Genomic DNA, 19,956 nt, shown 5'->3' on the forward strand with positions numbered 1-19,956 from the left:
ATCTTATTTATGGTTAGGTTAGGCATTTACTTCTACATCAACTTTATCATCATCATCCAATTGTGACATAGCTTGTAATTGAGCACTCAAGATACGTTTGTACTCAGCAACAGTCATCACTCGATTATTGATTGTTAATTTCAACCTTTTTGGTGTCTTTACTACTGGTGATGGCGTATGTGATCCATCTCTCTCATTCACCGTACTTGGTTTTGGAGTATCCTCAACAGGTGGCTTTTCTTTTATAAAAGATAAAGAAACGGTATCAACTTCATTTTCTTTTTGATCTGCTAAAGCTATAAAGTTCAAAATATCAGAAATACTATAGCCACTATCTTTACAAGTAGTGTTATATTCTAAAGTAACATCTTCTAAGATTCTATCTTCACAATATTTTAAGATCTCATCTAACTTAATTTTGCTCTTGAAGTTTAAATCTTCCGGGTAAGAATTCAGTTCATGTTTGGCATCAAGTACCTTCTTTTTTATACCCTTATATCTACTGGTCATATCAAAGGCTTTATTATTCATCAACTCATAATATTCATCTTTAATGATAGATGCTTTATCTTGGATGTCGCTAAAGTTACCGATGATATTTGCTTCTTTTAATTGGTCAAATTCGTTGCTTGTATCAGTTATTATATCATTCCTAAGATAAGCTTTTTTCATCTCAGCTTTAACAGCAACTACAAAACGGATATAGCCTTTTAACTTATCAAGGTTATTCTTTATAAATTTCTCAACCTTTCCGATGTACTTCACTGATTCTTTAAATGTGCTGTACTCTTCAAGAAACTTCTGGACTTTCTCTATATAATTACTTTCTGTTGTTTTGTTCGTATGCTTCACAAGCATAGATCTATAACCTAGAACATCACTAAAGTATTCATTAAAGCTTTTCTGAGAAGACTCTAATGTTTTCACCTGAGTAATATAAGAGTTGGATAGATCTGTAATTGCTTCTGCTATTTCAAAATCACTTAATGAATAATCTATTTTTTTACTTAAAACTTTATCTGCTTTAAGGTCTAACAAATTAGTTACAGCATCACTTTTCTCACTTGAAGAAAGAGACTTTGTAATTGCTTTAAAACGTGCATTTTTAAACTTTGCAGTCTTATTGAAAACTTCTTGAGCTATAGCATCATTAAAGTTAAAATAATCTCCATCACTCGTTTTTACCACTAATCTACCAGCCCTAAACATTGCGGCTAAAGTAGATAAAATAGTTCCATATCCATATCCCCAAGGGGCTAAAGTGAATTCATCTTCTAGACTTTTACCATCAATAAATTTACCATTAACCTTGTGGGTGATCTCTTCTACAACTTTTAAACCTTCACCAATAAAGTTACCCTTAGTATCAAAGAATTTGAACTCTTCACCAGTCAATAATCTTGACAGTTTATCATTACTCCTTTCTTTCAAAAGTTTGGGTCCTATACTCTCTGAGAGTTGAGTGGATAACTTTTTAGTATATATATTTTTGATTAATCTTTTCTGAACCTGATTAATTTCAGTCTTGAATGTTTCTTTATCTAAAAGTGTATTATCATATAGGTAGACGACATCACCTTCATGATATGCATCTTCAATTAAGCTTTGTAGCTCTTTAATCTTTTCTTCCTTAATCGTAGTAAAGTCACGAATAATACTACGTTTATTCTGATCACTATCAGCTCCGTATTTAGAATCCATTTCCTCATACCTTTTTACTTCAGTAATCAGCTTATCGATCTTATCAAAGTCTTTATTTTGTGGTATTAAGGTAATTTGCTTCTTATTACCCTGTGTTTCCATTTTTATTGATTCCACAAAATCTTGTCTATTCTCTTCATTGATATTATACAATGAATAAGAGACAAATCGTAGTTCTTTGTTATTAGAACCAATAATCTCATCATCAAGATCAGTTAAAATACTAAAGTTATAAGTCACCGAATCATCATTGATCGTTGCTATTGGTCTAAAGATATTTGTATTCTTTAAATAGCTTACTAACTCTCTTTTCTTCACATGAAGTTCAATATTAATATCCCTCATTTCTTCTAGAAGTTTTCCCTCTAAAGAAGAAGTGATTTTATATTGATTATTCGCCTTTAATAGAATCTTACTTTCTATTAAAATTTCTAACGCTTTTTCTATCTCTGGTTTTACTTCGTAGTATTTATTAAAGTCAGAGATATAAGATTTAGTAATATTCTCTACAGTTACTTGAACTAATTCGGCATCATTTAAGAAGTGAATTGTCTTTAAAAGCTTTTCACCATTGATAGAGACATCTTCACTCTCAATTATCTTTTTTGCATTATCATATTTGTTCACCAAATCAGCAGGAGGAGCTGTTTGAGCTTCAGTACATAAATCTACTGCATTTACAAAGTCATATAGCTCATCTCCTTTCATCTGTTTTCTTAAAACATCGAAAGTAGTGATGATCATACCTCTTGCTGCTATTTGAGATGCTACTAAAGCATTTGAACTAAATAAGAACTTTTGTAATAGATCAAATTGATATTTATGGAAAGGATAATAAGTAGCAAACTCCTTTGCTCCATTTGTTTTTGTAGGAAATTTAGATGCTAAATTGGTAGCATCAGAAACTAATCCTTCATGTTTATTATAGTACTCTTCTAATACTTTTTGTTGACCATCAACTTTCTGCAATAATCTACTACGGATAATAACATCTACATCTGTAGATTCTAAGTGCATTTTAGTCTTAAATCTATCTGTCACTTTAATCAACTGAGATTTATTGACATTGGCATTATTAATTACATCATCTAGTTTTTCTTGAGCAATTGCTATGGTCCAAACCTTACTACTAATACTAGATAATGATTCACTTATACCTTCTAGATCAAGTAATGTGAATTTTTTCTGACTGATTGCCTCACTTGTTTCATCAAAAATGAATACTATTCTTTCATCCGGTAACTTTACAAGATACTTTTCTAACTCATCTTTAAGTTTACTTGATGAAAATGCTTTAATATTTTCTGTATATACATTTTTAGTATCGTCAAATTCAGCTTCAGAATATCCCATTGCTAAATAACCTCTTCTCATTGCTCTTGCAATGGTTCTGTTACTTTTGCGTATTTCAATCCAAGGCTGACCAATCTCTTTTTCAGCACTTTGTATGAATTCATCTAACTTGCCTTCAATAAATAATTCATATTCCATGTAGCCATATAAATCATTTCTGAATCCAAGGTGCTTTAGAAAATTTGAGAATAATGTAAATGCAAGACCATTATCAGTATTCTGTTTTGCAACATCCAGGAAAATAACTTTTGATGGAACTGCATCTAAATTTCTAAGATCATTTTCAATCAACGACTCATTTTTGATGCCACTAAGTCTACGAATAAATCGATCTCTCGCATTAGTACCATTAATAGATTGATTTCCTAAAATATGACCTAACATTTTACCAAAGTAAGATTTACCAGATCCATAAAATCCTGAAATCCAAACACCAGTTTCTTTAATGTTACTTGTATATTGACTTACAAAAGAGGAAAGGTGTTTACCAAGTCCGTCTGTAATAATGTAAGATTCTATTTCATGTTGAATTTCATCTTCAGAAGAATCTTCTAAGTCAATTACATTTTTAATATCTTCTGTTAAATCTATTTTTAATATATCTTCGATTTTCATCTTCTTATTTTTTTAATCTACTGAATTGATTTCGTCAACAATGGTACATCTATATTTAGATGCAGCCTTAATGCCTAAAAAATAAAGGGTATCATCTTTTATTTCAGATGGGTAAAAAATGATTAAAGGGTGCTTCATACCCATAACAATTTTATCCTCCATGATATTGACATTTTCTATGCCTGTACCATAAAGAACTCCTGTTCTAATTAATATTGGTGTTTTTTCTGCAAGACCACATTCATTTATTTTATCCATTATTAAATCAAATAAGTCTTTTTCGTCATCATCTGATCTAAAAACAATATGAGGTGTAGTTGAAAAATCTTTATAATATTCTTTAAAGTCTTCCCAACCATCTTGGTCTATATATTTTACAAATAGTTCTGCAACATCAATAAAGACATACTCATCACTATTATAAATTTCCTTTGCTTTGGTAATATACTCCTCTTCCTCTGTTGGAGGATAGGTAAAGAGCAGGCAATTACCCCCGTTAGCTTTTCTTCGTAGTTGATTTCTATTTGTAGTATCAAGACAAATTCTCAGGTTGTCAAATTTGGCTCTGTATTCATCTAAATATGCCATCGATTATGTTGTTGATTGAATATTTTGGTTCTATATAAAGTGAAGTTCCTAAATAGCTCATTTGTATATGACCTTTACCAGCTATTTTCTTTATTCTTTCCACCAGTGACTCTTGTGATATAAAAGACAACTTCACGAAGTCATCTTTTAATAGATTGTTATTTTTCTTTTCGTTGAAATAATGGATATGAAGAAATACCGCTAATAACTCATCTGTAATAGTGAGTGTCTTAAACGTTCTTTGTTTTACACCATCAACGAGATTAAATTTCTTTAATATTGTAAGGTATTTTGATGAAAGAGACTTCAATGTACTTTCTGACCACTTAACATTTTCTGCTTTGGGTAAAATCTCTTCCTTTAGATAAGCAAAAACATCATTTGAAGTAAGCCCTACTTTACCTTGGAAATAACTCTTTAAAAAGACATTAATATTTAGATCAAAAAATAGATCATTTTTTATACTAAATAACCAAAAACAAATTAATGCTTGGGACTGTTCGTCTTTCTCAAAATACTGAATCAAGTTTAGACACAACTTATTAATATCCTTATTTTCAGTATAAAAAGCAGAATATAATGAATGCATAAACCTTTCTCTAGACTTCTCTGTTCGAAGCTCAAATTCATTCCTCTCTACAATCAAATTTTTCACCCTTGATCTATCTTCATTTAATAAGGGTAATGCTTTGTATAACATGTAGAAATCAGGAATTCCTCCAACTACATTTATATCAGTATTCAATTTCATTACTTCAACAAATCTTTAGGAGAAACATTTAGCAATTTTGCTATTTCATAAAGTACTTCTAATCGGGGTTGCTGTCTATTCTGCACATAGGCATTGACCATATTATAGCTCTTACCCAACTTTTCAGCAAGCCAAGTTTGCTTTATCCCCTTTTCCTCTAACACTTCTTTAATTCTATTCATTTTTTCGAATACTTTATCAAAGTATGAATATATAAAAATGTCTTGAAAAATGAGATATAAATAACATAATTAACAACCAAAATTTTAATAAAAAATGTATAATCACTTAGCATTTTCTAAGACATGAATAATGGATAAAGATTTTAATTACCTAATAAATAAAAATCTTTCTTTAAATACCCACATTAAGCTTCCAAATGTAATGTCCTGAAAAAACACTCAAGGTGTTCCTTATACTAGGCCACTTTAATTTCTCAAAAAACAAGGTACTTCGTTTAATATTGTCTTTTAGTTGGCAACTAAAAGACCTTCAACTATTGTTGTAATACATAATATTTCTTGAGTATTTTGAAAGATGATAATAAACGTATTAGATATTAATAATTCCGTATTATGTTACGAATCTTAAACCACCAATCAATTAGTGTTTCAGAACTGATGTGTTTAAGAGATTTTTGATAACCTAAGTTTTGTCTCAACGAGGGGTTTGCATCCCAAAGGTTACTTCTCTTATACCCTTCTTCAGCAGTAATAAAAGTCTCTAAATTATTCACAATCTTATCATATCTCGGGATGTTAGTTGTAAAAATATGGGTTGCTTTTCCAGACAAACAGCTTTCCCATATCAATGACACTTTCTCTGAGGTACCTAACCTTTTTACAGTAAAGATAAATGAATCATGTTCAGTGTAAGTATTATGGAGTTTTACCTTTTCCACCACTGGAATAATTTTATAATCCTCAAGCTGCTTTTCAGACAATTTCTTGATATACTTTTTCTTTTTAGGATCTATTGTGAAAATCTGAAGCAATTCCGCATTGCTTTTCTTTTTCATTGCATCCCTTAAAATTTCACCTTTTGGTTTATCTTTGAGACTATCTAGTACTTTATAATTTCTTTTTGAAGGAGTCAATTCCAACACTTTATATAAATCATTTATCCCCTCAATTCTACTGATACTATATCCCTTTAAGTGAACAATAAGCGTGTCGCTCTGTAGTTTACTTTCAATATGATCTCTTACTGCTTCAAAACTTTTTCTTGATTTTGCAAAGGGATAAGCTAATTTAGTTTGATATTTAGGATGTTTCACTTTCAAGTGTCCATCTTCAAAATCTACATCACACCAGCTACAAGTATAGCTTGTTACCGTATTAGTATTATTTAGTGATCTATTCTCTTTTTGGACATCAATTACCTCTTTTTTTACTTCTATCTTCTGTTTTTTAGTTTTTTTGTTATTCGGTTTAGTTTTAGGTTTTCGAGGAATTAGATGTTTAAAAACCTCCTTAAACTCCTTATAAAGTGATGGATATTTTTTCAGTTTTTCTGGAGTTTTGAATACTTCTTTGAACAATGTTTTTTTATAATCATTCAGCAGAATCAACTTTATTTTTAAAGTACTTACTACATCAAACATAAATACCTTTGAACTATTTGAGGATTTATAATATTTGATTATTTCAAACTCCGATTGATTGATAAAGTAATTCTTATGCAACACGTTAATTACACCATCACTAATCAACGTAATTTCATTCATTTTTAATTTTAACATCACTAATGGGTAAGTTTATTTTGCTTGAAAAATATTTAGTTATACTCCTTTTTGTTATCGAATAAAAAAAGAGTCAAAAACGTAAAAACTTCTAATTAATGTACCTCTACTTCAAAGAAATAATACCAACTTAAATAGTTCGTAAAATCTTCCACTCGCCGCCTTATTATTTCACTTCTGTAATAATTTGAAATTTCTGTAGTCATAGTTCCGTGCTTAACCGGATTGATACAGGATAATACCCCTTTAAAATCATCTTCTCGATCCCTAAACTGAATCCACATCCTCTGAGAAAGAATTAGTTTTTCTTTCTCTTCATCATTTAAAACACTCATTAATCTTTGATAGTACTTATTCAGCAGTTTATCATATTCCCAAATGAGTACTAGAGAAGTTCTTTTCATTCTACCGCCAGCCCTATATGAAAGTGTTTGAAAAATGTGATATATAATCATTGTATCAATCTGATATTCTATATCTAAGGCTTCAGAAGGTTGAATATTGGATGATAGTCTATTTTGTAATTTAATAACTTCATCACTTTGGATAAATTCAAAACGTATTTCTTCAATATCTTGATCTGTAAACATCTGAGCATGTATTAATGGAGTCACTCCTAACACAACTACTAGTATCAATAAGATCTTTTGCATTCTCATCATAACTAACTACTCGAAATATTATACATCATACCCATACACTACTTCTCCATTAAGCAAAGCGGCGTCTGTCTTGAGTCCTAAGGCTCCAAGACCACTTGCATCTAATTTCTTAATAGGGTATTTTTCAATCAAAATATTTAATTCCTCTAGAAGAATATCTACTGAGCTAAACCTATTATTCATATCAAAAGCAAGACACTTTTCTAAAAAAGCTCTCCATTTATTTTTACTATCTCCTTTTCCCTCAAAAATTGAACTCTCAGGAGAGATATAAACAAATGGCTCATCAAGTAAAATCTGATGTTTTACAATGCCATTAGCGTCAGGAATATAATAATCCGATGTCTTCCCAAATTGTTGAGCTCCAATATAATTCAAGATCACAAGTCCTATAAAATAGATATCAGTTCTTTCATCTAAAGGTTGGAGAAGAAGTTGTTCAGGTGCAAAATATTTATCGTATTTTGAAGGACTCACTGCTCCTATGCTAAGGTTTAAACTATCTTTCAATACCCATTTATTATCTAGGAAGTCAATACAACCGGCATAAAAATTACCATGAACCTTTCCATCTGAATGCATCCCATTTAGTGTTTCGATTCCTTGAATTAAAGTATCAAAAAACGCCTCGGATGTAAGTTGAATAGTGACATTTGCTTCATCATCACGATAATTACTTAAAGCCTTTTCCGCGTATTTATTGAGAAGTGTTATATAACTTTCATCCAATAAAAGCCCAGCATATTCATTAGTGGGTGTAGTAATTTTATACTCTAAGGCTAACGGTAATAAATTAGATACTGGGTTTAAATCTTTTAGATAGAGATATCTTTCCTTCTCTCTTACAACTTTAATAAAAGTTCCGGTTTCAAGATGAATCCCTAAGTACTCTGGCTTTTGATATTCATTTCTTAAATCGATAATATCATCATCTGCATAAGAAGTAAGCACCTTACTGTAATTTAAAGCTACTCCACCATAATCATCATCATACGATCTGCCTTTAGATGAATTTACCTGATCATAAAAACTTTGCCTTGGACAGAATTTATCTAGAAATGTAGATAAAGAATATAGATTTTCATCAAAAGGAGAAGATGTAATAAAGTAATCTCCTTCATAAGGTGCATCTTTTACTGGGAATACTTTCTCTTTTAGTAATACTTTTTGAAGCCTCTTTCCAATACTTTCAAGTAGATCTTTTTCAACACCTTCCAGATCATTTCTATATTTGTATAGTTCCTCTTTAAGTAAATCAACTTTGATTTGTAACACATTTAGATATTCCTCTTGTCCCAATGCATTTTTGCGAAATGGGATATAAAGGTTTTCATTGTATTTTAAGATGTCATCGTAAGTCTTAACATCTGAAGGTAAAATATTTTGCATGTTGTAGTTAAACTTTCAAATAATATTAATAGTACTCCAATTAACTGTACTTATCCCAACTAAATATGTGATTGACAAGTTATACGAGAGTTATACTATTAAATGTGTAAAAAAGAGGTAAAACCCCTATTTATTATAATTTATTAATCGATCGATCAAGTCAAAAGATGTATATTCAAAGATGTAGTTTTAAACTTAGCTAATAATCAATTGTTTAACACAAGAAAAATAGATAAAACTTAGAAAAGTTGTGAACATTATATTTAAGTGGTTATTTGTAGGCAATGTATACTATATATATTTCGTATACTAACTTCCCAAAACATTCAATTTTGAACTGTATTTACAGTTTTTAAGTCAAAGTTAGTCTACATTGTACTGTATACTTCAATGTAGACTAAGTCCTAAATTTTACGTTATGAAAATCCAAATTTGCTCTGACTTACATCTTGAATTTGAGGAAAACCGAAAATGGATAAAAGATAATCCGTTAGAAGTTGAAGGAGATATATTAATTATTGCAGGTGATACCTATTACTTAGATCAAGACTTTGCTGAATTGGATTTTATACAAAAAGTATCCACACAATTTAAACGTGTATTTTTGATTCCTGGCAACCATGAATATTATAACGGGTTTGATTTAAGTATTACGCTAGACCATTATTGTGTGGATATACTACCCAATGTTCATTTAGTTAATAATTACTCTATGGTGATTGATGGTTATCGCTTGATTTTTTCTACGCTTTGGTCTAAGATTTCACCACATAATACCATCATCAAACGTAGAATGAATGATTTTCACCGTATTAAATATAATGGTGAATTAATAGATATTGAAAAGTATAATGACGTACATAAAAAGTGTTTTGATTTCCTTCAATCTGAGATCAATAAACCTGAAAATAAGATAGTCATCACACATCATCTACCAAGTAAAGAATGTAACCACCCCGACTTCTATGGAAGTGTTTTAAATCAGGCATTTTGTGTTGATAAGACAGAATTTATTCTTGAAAATACAGTTCAATACTGGATATACGGTCATAGCCACCGAAATATGATGGATTTCCAAATTGGAAATACACAAATGCTCACAAATCAATTGGGGTATGTACAATTAGGAGAACATCAAAGCTTTGATATTGGGAAGGTTATTCATTTATAATTTTTGATTTCCTTCACCACGTAATAGATCTTTAAATAAGTTTAAAAAAAATACTGTATACTATGTATATTTTGTATACTAACCCTCCAAAACCTTCAATTTTGAGCTGTATTTACAGTTTTCAGATAAAAGTTAGTCTACATTACGGTGTATACTTTAATGTAGACTAACTGTATAAAACTAAAGAAGCAGACCTCCTTGCGGAAAATCTGCTCTAAAAATGGGATAAAAGCTAGTACTATTTTATATAAATTTCTGTACTTCTTTTTTTCTCCAATAATCGGTAATAATCATCTGTAAAACCTCCTGAAAGTGGTTCTTCTGACTCTTCTTCTTCTGAGGTATCATCTATGATTTCCTCTTGATCAACATCTACTATTGACTCTTCATTGTTGAATTCTTCTTCTTGATCGATATACTTCTTTAAAATAAGATTAAGCATTGTTTTTAGGTTTAAATGAATGATTCGATTTCTGATACTACTTCTGGTGAGAAGTTAAATTTCACTGTCTCTAAAGAGTTGTTTTCGTCAAATTTTCTTAGTCCTTGTTCAAAGTAATCCGAAAGCTTGACAACGAGGAAATACTCTTCTTTGAATGCTTTAAAGAGTTTTGGTGCTTCTGAGACCTCCCTTTTCCAATCCCAAAGCTCATTAAACACATGCAACACCTCTTCATTGCACATTGATACTCCATCTAAAGCTAATACTTCTTCAAAGTGCCCTATTATTTCTTGTTGAAGTTTTCCTTCTTTTTCTTGAAATTCTAAGGTACCATTTAACTCCTGCGTTTTGGATTTACTCTTTTCAAGCTCATCTTTATAAAACTGTAACTCGCTTTGCATCTTAGCCATTTGTTTTTTCATGGCTTTAGCTTCCTTGTCTTTTTTAGACTTTTTCTTCAACTTCTTAGAAGTCGATTCTGTTGGAACAAAATCATCATGAATCTGTTCATGTTCTGTTCCATCCATAGGAGGATTTCCTTGCAAAGAGGCTCTTCCTCTTATAATCTCTCCTACTTTTCCGTGAGACAAACCTACTTCTGCCCCAATTTTGCGATAGGACAGCCCTTCTTCATAGAGGGCTATCACTTGTTCTTGTAATTTTTCCATTTGTAATGAAATTAGTTTTGCTCCTTTAGAGCTTGTTTAACTTGTGAGGGATTAAACCCTAAACTGCATAGTTTCCTCATGTCTCTGCATCCATTATGTATTGCAGACAAGAGTGCTTCTTCTTTTTCTTTGATTGAAGAAAGAGGGTCGGTACTAGGCAAACCGCCTTTATCATTATGATTTCCATGTTTTATGTCATGGTCATGTAGTTCTTGATGTAGTGTTGTCAAGGCTGTTTTCCAATCTGGCTTTATTTTAATAAGCGTGGAAAGTTCGTTGACAGATTGATATTGGTAGTAGACGATAAACCAATAGCCAAATGCAATTCCTAAGTCAATGAGAAGAAAAAGTATCACCAAAATAATTCTAGGTTCTTCACTTTCATTCCTTAACTTCTTAATCTTGGTTTGATAGATGCCTTCTAACTTCTTTTTATCGTTTTGAAGGTTTAAATCAATTTGTCTTAAACGATCTTCATACTGTAAAACCCTTAAATTTTCTTCCTTCGAAAGCATCTGTCCCCAGCGTTTCTTACTTGCCTTATCCAAATGCAAAAGCTTTGTTTCATAGAAACTTTTCCTTGTTTCAGCGATACTATCCAACGAAGTTTTTTCAGATGCATAGTTCGCGGTTATTTCAGTCGTATCTAACTTTACTTCAACATACCATTGATCAATTCCTTTACAAGAAAAATAAATACTCCCTAGGCTAAATATCAAAGCTAATATTGCCAATAAACCAATGGGTTCTTTTCTATATTTAGATTGAAACAAAGACGAAATACTCACTGACTTTGCATACTCCCAAATCAATATCACAATTGCTGAAGTAATTAATGCGACTATAGGTTGAAAGAGTAAATCAAATGTTGATTTCACAAACCAGATTCCTGAGCAAATACTCATAATTGGAAGAAAATAAACCAATACATGAACTGTTTTGTAGAGTGCCTTATAACGCATTCCATAAGGTCTTGATTCTAATAATTCAGCATAACTATCGACCAATTTTATATAGTTTGCCAATTCAATTTTTCTCATTTTAAAATATTATTTTGTTATCATTGATTATTTCTTTGCAACCCCATTCGATTAATGAGATTATTACATTATCCATAGATGGATATACAGGATATACACCTGTATTACAACCACTTAAAACATTATATATATCCATAAAGGAATACGAATATCCACTCTTAAACAGTGGTTTATAAAGTCCTACTATATTTTTAGGGTGTAGCATTAAGTCGTTACCAAAACGTTGTTTGATACTATTGATTATTTCTTTGTCACTTAAGATTAGATCGGCTAAATCAGAGCCGTCATTTAATGATTCTCCTATGTTTGAGAGCTGTATATCCACTTGGTATTTCAATTGGATATCCTTTGCTTTTTCTTTCCATAGTTCTCTAGATTGTTCACTAAAATCAGGTATTAGAATTACCTTACGACCTATTAATGCTTCTGCTTTATCAAGAGTCAAACCATTCAATCCTTCTGTCGATAACCATATATATTGTGGCTTCCAAAGCTCCCCCAGTAACGTTGTTTTTGCAGACTCTACAATAGCAATAGTTTTATTCAAATCTTGATTCAATAGGTGTTCTCCAAAGAAGCATTGCTTTAAATGAAAGTTTGAGTTTAATTTTCCTTCTTTCATTAAAATACTATGAAACCAATCCGTTGAATATCCTCTCTTCACTCGTTTCAATTGTGGGTCGTATTTCATTATTTTAGCAGTGCGAATTCGGTTCTGCTTATCAATTTGCCAGAACATCACGGCATCACACAAAGTATGATTCAATTTGAAGTTGTAAGCATTCAAATGATACTTCAGATGTAAATGCCAATAGGCACCTGTTCCAAATTTGTCTAATATCGAATTAGCAAACTGACTTTCTCCTTTTTGCTGATAAAGTAACCGCTTCTCTAGGACATCAAACTCTTCTTTGACAGTAATTTTTTTAGGTCGAAAGATCACATCATTTTTAGAATAAGTAGGCTTTTTATGATAACCACATTTCTCTTGGCGGTCACACCTTCCTTCATCATTTTGGAGGTATTCATTTGTATCGAAATTACGATACTGTACCAATGATTTCTTCCCACAATTGGGGCATATCACTTTCTTTGGGGTGTGATCTCCCCTTCGGGTATCCAGACTGATACTCCATGTTTTTGGGTTTGAAAATGTCATATTAAATGAATGGATTAATTAATTTTTGGGTGTTAGTCTACATCATAGTACACACACAATGTAGACTAACATTCCTCTAAAAACTACCTCTAAGTACCTAAAATAAGGGTTACATACACCTAAGTATACAAAATCTACATAGTATACACTAGCTGACGGTTTTGATATATTCACCCCTTTTATCTGTCTTCTTCAGCATCCCTTTTTCAAGTAATTTTGGGAGCAACCTATTTTTGAAGTTTGACGTTTTAATACCCACTTGTTCAGCGATTTTATGAAGTTCAGATGTTGTTACAAGTGTATTTTCAGGTATCAAATCTAAAAAGGATTGATGATTACCTTGGAATGAAGATTTACCATGAGTTTGCTCTAACACTACATTTGCGGTTCCAATGAAATAATCACAAAGCAATTTAGCTTTCTCCATGCTTACTAACGATACACTTCCTATGTATACGCCAATTTGATCATCAAATAATTGATGAAGTACTTCAAGCAACAAAGCAAAACGTGGCATGTAATCACCAACTTTCTTATAAGCGGAAATAATAGCATCATCTTTAGTTTCGGATGCAATTTTCAAATAATGATTGAAGCTACTGATGAAGTAGGATCTTGCTTCCTTTGATAAAGGAATATATCTCATTTCCTCGTCCTGTAAGGCATAATACAACCCTTCCATTTTCTTGTAGAACGTATCTAAACGATTACTAGAAAGCTCTTTCTCTGAGAGGTAGTTCACACTCTCACTCTCTGGCATGACAAAAAGAATTCGATATAAAAATCCATTATCCCCATTTCCATTCTTTGTAAGTTGAGGCAAAATGCTAGGTTGAATTCCTCCAATAATAGAAAGAAAAGGGTCTTTTACATAGAGATTCTTACCTACACGATCTACCTCACCCACAAGCCCATTAAATACACTCAAGAAAAACTCGATATCAGCACCTTGACGATATTGATTCATGCTTTTTAGCCAACCTATCAGCTCATCTTTAAAAAGCACTAAAGAATCTTTTGCTAATAGATGACATAACGATTCTTGTGTAGCATCAGAAGTGATTAAACGTTTACGAGTAGGTTCTTTATTTTCTAAAATAAATTCCCTTTTCTCTGTCTCATTCATTCCTGCAATAGCTGCTTCCCATTCTGCTTTCTTTGCTTCATACCTTTCTATTTCTTTTTCATTAATAGAAGTAAGCACTTTCAAAATGATTTTGATAGCTGGCGATTTACCAATACTTGAGTTACCAATAATAGCTGTATAAATACTTGGAATTGTAGTCCAACCATTTTTCACAATCACCCTCATTTTCCCTCCAATGATTACACTTAAAACAACAAGTGTTGTCATCGCTGTGTATGGCTTCTCAAATGAAAATACATCCTGTAATTCTAATAGAGCCTCTTGTATATACTTTGGAAATACAACTAGAGGAAATGGATAGTTGACTTCTTTTGCTGTATTTTTAGGCAATACAGTATCCTCCAGACTTGAAATATTGTTCAAGTCTGGCAAATTGTTTATTTTTGTCATTGTAATAATTTTGTACTGTGTACAAATAAAATCAGAAGGTATTACGATGGCAGTCGTTTTACCTTTTTTATTTATACACAGGTTAATTTGAATAGAGAATGTTACATATGTTTTCCTTTAGTTGTAATACATTTTTCAATATCTTCTCTTTTAAATAAAGTCTTTCGACCAAATTTATGATATTTCAGTCTTCCATCTCTCATAAACTTGTGAATTGTAGATCGACAAAGACTGTATTCTTGTGACAATTGTTGAATAGTCAACATATCATTGTTTTCTTTAGACTCTTGACTTAAAGAATCTATTTTCTCCGAAAGAATTTTTGTATTCGATTCAATAGAGCTTAGCTTAAGAAATAGTGCTTCAAAAGGATTTTCTATCATTATTAACCTGTCTAGAATTTATAAATTATTATATTTGTTAGAATCAAAAAGATCACGTGGTGTTATAATCAACAACAGTGATACAATATTATTAAATTAGAATTCATTTTCAAAAATAAAGAGAAGAATAATGAAGAATTATGGAGAAAGAATAAAAAAAATCCGTTTAGACCTTGGTCTAACACAAAGAGAGTTTGCTAAAGAATTAGGTATTACACAACCTTATATCTCAGCTATTGAAAAAAATATAAAAAAACCTACGTTCGAAATCCTTGAGTCATTAATAAAAATGGGTGCCAACCCAGATTATATTTTAAATGGTGAAACTGATAAGAATGTAAACACATATAGCTCTTTTCCTGGTTTCCAGAGCCGTCGAATATATGATGAACCACAACCTACTTTTGATATTAAAGATAAAGTTAATTTTGGTCGGTCAATCTTTAGAGAAAATACAAAAATACATGAATTAAAGGACTATATCGATTACTTACAATCTGTTTCTGAAGAATTAAAAGACTATTTTGTCATTTTAAATGATTGGTTTAATGAACATTTTTCAACTTTAATTTATAATGTCAATCTAAATAACCCAAATGCCTATGAAGAAGCATTAAGTCTTCTAAATGAATCTATAGACTCCGAAAGATTACACCCAGAATATGAGATTGTAATTAATGAAATCAATGAATTAGTACTTAAATTAGAAAAAATAAAACCATTATTTTTAGCTACAGGGGGGGGGCTTGTTTCCGAGAGTAGAGTTGAATATTTTAATGTTGAACGCTTTTTCAATTGGAGGTATATTACATCACAATATATTAAAGAAAGGGATAATGAAAATATCAAGAGGCCTAAAGATTTCTATAGAGCAGTATCGGATGATTATTCTCTAAATAGAGATAAATAACCTTTAATTTTAATTCATAAAAGCAATACGTACCAAATCCATTTATTTTTCTTTCCTTATGTTTAAATACTTTGAAAAACTCCTTTTACATTTATAACCTGTAAACTTTATCACAGTCAAAATTAGAACACCTTTCAAAATAAGACGGGGATTGCAAATGCTCTTCTTCCTGTATAAGTGGTGATTAATTTATACTTAGGTTTCTGGCAAGTTGTTTTATGTGTTCCTTTATATCCATCCATTTCTATTCTTTTCTGAATCTCGCCAATTAATTGATGATGTACCTACTTAATAGGTAAGTTTTGGAAGCAATACAATTAGTGAAATATGAGGTAAAAAACACATAACATCAACTCAAATATTTTATCTGGTAGTCAACAGTTTAAATAAACTATAATTAACAAAATAGACTTGATTACCCATTTTTTGTTTAACTAAAAGACCATCAGTTGCAAGTTTATTGAGATAATTAGAAGCTGTCACCCTAGATATTGATAATTCCTCCATTAAGAAATCTATCTTGGTGTAAGGATGCTTAAACAAATTATTTAATAAATCTTGACTATAAAATTTATAATTCTCTCTTAATTTATATTTGAAATGCATCATCAATCCTTTCATCTCATGGATCAAAGCTATTGTGTCTTTAGATGTTTCTTCAACTCCTTTTATCATAAATAATAACCACTGTTCCCATAAACCTTCATCTCTAACACCTTGGAGTAATTGGTAATACTCTTGTTTATTTTTTATGATATAATTACTTAGATACAAAATTGGTAAATCTTGTAAGCCTGATAAAATTAAATACAGAATATTAATAATTCTTCCAGTCCTTCCGTTACCATCATAAAATGGATGTATACTCTCAAACTGAAAATGGATTATAGCCATTTTTATTATAGGATCAATATCTTCTAATTCAGAGATATTAATATATTTCTCCAAATTTGACATTAGATCTTGTATTTCAAATTTATTCTGTGGAGGTGTATAAATTACTTCTCCTGTTTTTGCATTCTTCAATGAAGTACCAGAAACGCTTCGAAAACCTGCATTGTTTTTTTCTAACTCTTCTTGAATTGCTAAAATAGACTTATTCGTTAAAAGGTTTTCTTTTTTAACTTTATAGTACCCTTTCTTTAAAGCAGAAATATAATTTTGAACTTCTTTTGCTCCCAATGAAGAAAGGCGCTCTAAGTCAAGTGATGATTTATATAAATCATCGTGAGTAGTGATAATATTTTCGATCTCAGAACTATCCTTAGCCTCTTGTAGTACTAATGTATTTATCAGAATTTCTTGATTGGGAATTGAGGAAGCAACACCTTTTAATTCAGCCAATGCAAAATGAGCTCTTGGTAATGCTTTTAAAACTTTTTTAGATTCAAGTTCTATTTCTCTATACGGTAAATGTTCTAATTCCCACATTTCTCACAAAAATTATCTCAAACTAAACATACTATGTAAAGAAAATTGAAAATTCTTTACATAGAAATAAACCTATGTAAAGAAAATCAAGAAATCTTTACATACAAAACTTACTATGTAAAGATTTCTTGATTTTCTTTATATACATATTAATCGAACAATACTACTAATCACTTAATGCTATTCTTACCAAGTCCATTTCTTTCTCTTTTGGAATGTTTACATATTTAGAAAAACTTCTTTCATCTTTATGACCGGTAAACTTCATCACTGTTTTAGTTGGAACACCTTTCAAAAGAAGACGGGTTGCAAATGTTCTTCTTCCAGTGTGAGTTGTAATTAATTCATATTTGGGTTTCTGATAAGTTGTTTTTTGTGTTCCTTTAAATTCATCCACTTCAAAAAGGTCATCTATACCTGCTAATTTGCAGACCTCTTTTACATACTGGTTTAGCTTTTGATTACTTATCGCTCTAACTTTACCATCAATCAGATCATGAACAATACGAGAGGATTCTGAATTTAAAGGGACTTCTATCCTTTCATTAGTCTTAGTTTGTCTTAATACCAAATATTCTCTTTCTTCAGAATCTATTCTTATCTGAGATAAATTAATTTTACTATAGTCACTAAATCTAAGACCTGTCAACGTGGACAGTATAAGCAACTCTCTCGCATTATCTAAATAGTTATTGGTTAATGATACAGTTCTTAACTTATCTATATCCTTATCATCTAAAATTGGTTTTAATGTTTCTGGCTGATGAGTTAGAGAAAATTGTTTGTGATCATCATTATCAACAATCTTCATTGATTTACACCAATTCAAGAAAGTCTTAAACAAACCAAGATACTTTGCAGTGGTTTGAACATTGAGATCTGCATCTTTATACATATAATCCTGAAGTCTCTCAAAAATCATCTGATCCATTTTTTCAAGATCAAAAGTGATATATTTCTTTTCCTCAAAACTCCTTAAATGCACTCTTAAAGATTTTATTTTTTTAATACTAGATATAGAAAGTGAGTTTGTTTTTAATTCAAGGTAATTATCAAAAACTTTCCAAAACTTCTCTTCTTTAGTAACTGTATTCTCTTTAGGATGTAATTGTTCCTTTATATATTTTGCATTTGCCTGTAATCCATTATTTTTTGCTTCAAGATAAATTGTGAAAACACGATTTTTAAATTTTTCAAGTTGTTGATTTAAAGCAACTGCATTTGAATTCGCAGATAGGATTCTTTGATTCTTAACACTCCAGTGTTTTGGGTTTACAGAAACACTAGTAGGAACTTTAATAAAAACACCTCTTCCATCAGACACAGCACAAATAACTTTTGTTACTTTATGAGCATTTTTGTCTTTCAAATATAATTTTACAGTTGCCATAATAACCAATGAATAAAAAAGAGAGATTAAAAAAAGGGGATAACATTGGGGATAACATTTTTGTTTTGCTATCCATTTCCATCAACAATATTACAATAAATTTGATGATATATTACGTTTTTAGCATAAAAAAGACAATAATAGACGGCAATACACAAAAGGTTCAATTCCCTCCGACTCCACTAGAAACCATCTTTACAGTAATGTAAGGGTGTTTTTTTTTGTTAGAAAGGTGTTATATAAAAAATACAGGGTCACTAACAAAAAGTGGGCATAGGTTACCCAAATATCTTTGAAATTCTGAATAGGAAAAACTTTAAATCTGTTACACCTCTGAATTCCCTTCTAAAGTCTTTTATCCTCGAATTAAATGATTCAGCATAAGCATTAGTAGACCTGCTGTTGAAGTAATTTGTAATTTTGTCTTTAGTACATGACAAAAAAAGCTAATCAGAGAAAATGTTTAATTTTAAGTTACCACACAAAAAAGTTAAACTCAGCCTGATTAGCATGAACGAATATACATCATTATTTGAAATCTTATCTAAAACATTAACGCTTAATAAAGCAAGACTTACTTGCCTTTGCTGTATCATCCTAAGTTTATTGAAAGTCCAAACTGTCAACTTTAACAGACTCTCCCAAGGATTTTCTTCTTCGGCAAAACTTGAATCTAAACTGAGAAGAATACAAAGATTTTTCTCTGAATTTGAACTTGATGAAAATGCATTTTCTCTCTTATTATTAAAAATGTTACCAATTCAAGGAAAGTTACAGCTGTCGCTAGATCGTACAAATTGGAAGTTTGGACAATTGAATATCAATATCTTATACTTAAGTGTGATTTATGAAGGTGTAGGACTTCCTATCTTGTGGACTGTCCTTGGAAATAAAAGAGGTAACTCAAATGAAAAAGAAAGGGAAGAGCTTTTCAATAGATTTCATCATCTCTTTGATTTATCTATTATAGAATATATAACGGCTGACAGGGAATTTATTGGAGGAAAATGGTGGGACTATTTGGT

General features: G+C 30.7%; 18 protein-coding genes and 1 pseudogene. 3 read left to right on the top strand and 16 right to left on the bottom strand.

Annotated elements, in window-relative coordinates; translation table 11 throughout:
• Positions 1-18: 18 nt before the first annotated feature.
• The 7 genes from brxC to IC221_RS16155 form a co-directional block, all read right to left on the bottom strand.
• Positions 19-3,669: a BREX system P-loop protein BrxC gene (gene brxC / locus IC221_RS16125; RefSeq protein ID WP_188169955.1), complete on the bottom strand. Its 3,651-nt coding sequence runs from the start codon at positions 3,667-3,669 to the stop codon at positions 19-21.
• Between the two features lie 12 nt (positions 3,670-3,681).
• A complete protein-coding gene (locus IC221_RS16130) occupies positions 3,682-4,257 on the bottom strand; it encodes a hypothetical protein (RefSeq protein ID WP_188169956.1) in 576 nt (191 codons plus the stop codon).
• Positions 4,241-5,008, bottom strand: coding sequence for a BrxA family protein (locus IC221_RS16135; protein WP_188169957.1), 768 nt, complete (start codon positions 5,006-5,008; stop codon positions 4,241-4,243). The genes IC221_RS16130 and IC221_RS16135 overlap by 17 nt, the downstream gene beginning before the upstream one ends.
• The gene (locus IC221_RS16140) at positions 5,008-5,190 is read right to left on the bottom strand and encodes a helix-turn-helix domain-containing protein (protein ID WP_188169958.1); all 183 of its coding nucleotides are present in this window, start codon (positions 5,188-5,190) and stop codon (positions 5,008-5,010) included. Before IC221_RS16140 ends, IC221_RS16135 begins: the two co-directional genes overlap by 1 nt.
• A 377-nt stretch (positions 5,191-5,567) precedes the next feature.
• A complete protein-coding gene (locus IC221_RS16145) occupies positions 5,568-6,749 on the bottom strand; it encodes a hypothetical protein (RefSeq protein WP_188169959.1) in 1,182 nt (393 codons plus the stop codon).
• 95 nt (positions 6,750-6,844) lie between these two features.
• Positions 6,845-7,402, bottom strand: coding sequence for a lysozyme inhibitor LprI family protein (locus IC221_RS16150; RefSeq protein WP_188169960.1), 558 nt, complete (start codon positions 7,400-7,402; stop codon positions 6,845-6,847).
• Positions 7,403-7,429: 27 nt separating this feature from the next.
• Positions 7,430-8,800 (bottom strand): hypothetical protein, encoded by a 1,371-nt coding sequence (locus IC221_RS16155; RefSeq protein WP_188169961.1) that lies wholly within the window; start codon positions 8,798-8,800, stop codon positions 7,430-7,432.
• A gap of 418 nt (positions 8,801-9,218) precedes the next feature.
• Between IC221_RS16155 and IC221_RS16160 the strand changes: the two genes are divergently transcribed.
• Positions 9,219-9,971 (top strand): metallophosphoesterase, encoded by a 753-nt coding sequence (locus IC221_RS16160; protein WP_188169962.1) that lies wholly within the window; start codon positions 9,219-9,221, stop codon positions 9,969-9,971.
• Between the two features lie 238 nt (positions 9,972-10,209).
• Here the strand turns inward: IC221_RS16160 and IC221_RS16165 are convergent, their stop codons facing one another.
• From IC221_RS16165 to IC221_RS16190, 6 genes are all read right to left on the bottom strand, one after another.
• Positions 10,210-10,413, bottom strand: coding sequence for a hypothetical protein (locus tag IC221_RS16165; protein WP_188169963.1), 204 nt, complete (start codon positions 10,411-10,413; stop codon positions 10,210-10,212).
• A gap of 11 nt (positions 10,414-10,424) precedes the next feature.
• Positions 10,425-11,081: a hypothetical protein gene (locus tag IC221_RS16170; RefSeq protein ID WP_188169964.1), complete on the bottom strand. Its 657-nt coding sequence runs from the start codon at positions 11,079-11,081 to the stop codon at positions 10,425-10,427.
• Positions 11,082-11,092: 11 nt separating this feature from the next.
• Positions 11,093-12,121: a hypothetical protein gene (locus IC221_RS16175; protein ID WP_188169965.1), complete on the bottom strand. Its 1,029-nt coding sequence runs from the start codon at positions 12,119-12,121 to the stop codon at positions 11,093-11,095.
• Position 12,122: 1 nt separating this feature from the next.
• Positions 12,123-13,280, bottom strand: coding sequence for a DUF6371 domain-containing protein (locus IC221_RS16180; protein ID WP_188169966.1), 1,158 nt, complete (start codon positions 13,278-13,280; stop codon positions 12,123-12,125).
• A 148-nt stretch (positions 13,281-13,428) separates the two neighbouring features.
• Positions 13,429-14,817 (bottom strand): DUF3987 domain-containing protein, encoded by a 1,389-nt coding sequence (locus IC221_RS16185; RefSeq protein ID WP_188169967.1) that lies wholly within the window; start codon positions 14,815-14,817, stop codon positions 13,429-13,431.
• A gap of 101 nt (positions 14,818-14,918) precedes the next feature.
• Complete coding sequence (locus IC221_RS16190) at positions 14,919-15,200, bottom strand: helix-turn-helix domain-containing protein (protein WP_188169968.1); 282 nt, start codon at positions 15,198-15,200, stop codon at positions 14,919-14,921.
• A gap of 130 nt (positions 15,201-15,330) precedes the next feature.
• Between IC221_RS16190 and IC221_RS16195 the strand changes: the two genes are divergently transcribed.
• Complete coding sequence (locus IC221_RS16195) at positions 15,331-16,110, top strand: helix-turn-helix domain-containing protein (protein WP_188169969.1); 780 nt, start codon at positions 15,331-15,333, stop codon at positions 16,108-16,110.
• Between the two features lie 363 nt (positions 16,111-16,473).
• Here IC221_RS16195 and IC221_RS16200 read toward each other — a convergent pair whose 3' ends face one another.
• The 3 genes from IC221_RS16200 to IC221_RS16210 all read right to left on the bottom strand — a co-directional run bounded on the left by IC221_RS16200 (position 16,474) and on the right by IC221_RS16210 (position 19,371).
• Entirely contained in the window at positions 16,474-17,541 is a 1,068-nt protein-coding gene (locus IC221_RS16200; RefSeq protein ID WP_188169970.1) for a Fic family protein, read from the bottom strand.
• A gap of 166 nt (positions 17,542-17,707) precedes the next feature.
• Entirely contained in the window at positions 17,708-18,931 is a 1,224-nt protein-coding gene (locus IC221_RS16205; protein ID WP_188169971.1) for a site-specific integrase, read from the bottom strand.
• Between the two features lie 278 nt (positions 18,932-19,209).
• Positions 19,210-19,371 carry a transposase gene (locus tag IC221_RS16210; RefSeq protein ID WP_188169972.1) on the bottom strand — a complete coding sequence of 54 codons (162 nt, stop codon included), beginning with the start codon at positions 19,369-19,371 and terminating at the stop codon, positions 19,210-19,212.
• Between the two features lie 70 nt (positions 19,372-19,441).
• On the opposite strand from IC221_RS16210, the pseudogene IC221_RS16215 reads away from it, so the two are divergent.
• Positions 19,442-19,956 (top strand): annotated as a pseudogene (locus IC221_RS16215) (IS4 family transposase); the annotation flags it as partial.

It is taken from the genome of Flammeovirga sp. EKP202, from assembly GCF_014534745.1.
GTDB lineage: Bacteria > Bacteroidota > Bacteroidia > Cytophagales > Flammeovirgaceae > Flammeovirga.

Bases quoted from the DNA above. Each gene is read 5' to 3' on its own strand.
- brxC (WP_188169955.1), bottom strand. From the start codon at position 3,669: ATGAAAATCGAAGATATATTAAAAATAGATTTAACAGAAGATATTAAA.
- IC221_RS16130 (WP_188169956.1), bottom strand. From the start codon at position 4,257: ATGGCATATTTAGATGAATACAGAGCCAAATTTGACAACCTGAGAATT.
- IC221_RS16135 (WP_188169957.1), bottom strand. From the start codon at position 5,008: ATGAAATTGAATACTGATATAAATGTAGTTGGAGGAATTCCTGATTTC.
- IC221_RS16140 (WP_188169958.1), bottom strand. From the start codon at position 5,190: ATGAATAGAATTAAAGAAGTGTTAGAGGAAAAGGGGATAAAGCAAACT.
- IC221_RS16145 (WP_188169959.1), bottom strand. From the start codon at position 6,749: ATGTTAAAATTAAAAATGAATGAAATTACGTTGATTAGTGATGGTGTA.
- IC221_RS16150 (WP_188169960.1), bottom strand. From the start codon at position 7,402: ATGCAAAAGATCTTATTGATACTAGTAGTTGTGTTAGGAGTGACTCCA.
- IC221_RS16155 (WP_188169961.1), bottom strand. From the start codon at position 8,800: ATGCAAAATATTTTACCTTCAGATGTTAAGACTTACGATGACATCTTA.
- IC221_RS16160 (WP_188169962.1), top strand. From the start codon at position 9,219: ATGAAAATCCAAATTTGCTCTGACTTACATCTTGAATTTGAGGAAAAC.
- IC221_RS16165 (WP_188169963.1), bottom strand. From the start codon at position 10,413: ATGCTTAATCTTATTTTAAAGAAGTATATCGATCAAGAAGAAGAATTC.
- IC221_RS16170 (WP_188169964.1), bottom strand. From the start codon at position 11,081: ATGGAAAAATTACAAGAACAAGTGATAGCCCTCTATGAAGAAGGGCTG.
- IC221_RS16175 (WP_188169965.1), bottom strand. From the start codon at position 12,121: ATGAGAAAAATTGAATTGGCAAACTATATAAAATTGGTCGATAGTTAT.
- IC221_RS16180 (WP_188169966.1), bottom strand. From the start codon at position 13,280: ATGACATTTTCAAACCCAAAAACATGGAGTATCAGTCTGGATACCCGA.
- IC221_RS16185 (WP_188169967.1), bottom strand. From the start codon at position 14,817: ATGACAAAAATAAACAATTTGCCAGACTTGAACAATATTTCAAGTCTG.
- IC221_RS16190 (WP_188169968.1), bottom strand. From the start codon at position 15,200: ATGATAGAAAATCCTTTTGAAGCACTATTTCTTAAGCTAAGCTCTATT.
- IC221_RS16195 (WP_188169969.1), top strand. From the start codon at position 15,331: ATGAAGAATTATGGAGAAAGAATAAAAAAAATCCGTTTAGACCTTGGT.
- IC221_RS16200 (WP_188169970.1), bottom strand. From the start codon at position 17,541: ATGTGGGAATTAGAACATTTACCGTATAGAGAAATAGAACTTGAATCT.
- IC221_RS16205 (WP_188169971.1), bottom strand. From the start codon at position 18,931: ATGGCAACTGTAAAATTATATTTGAAAGACAAAAATGCTCATAAAGTA.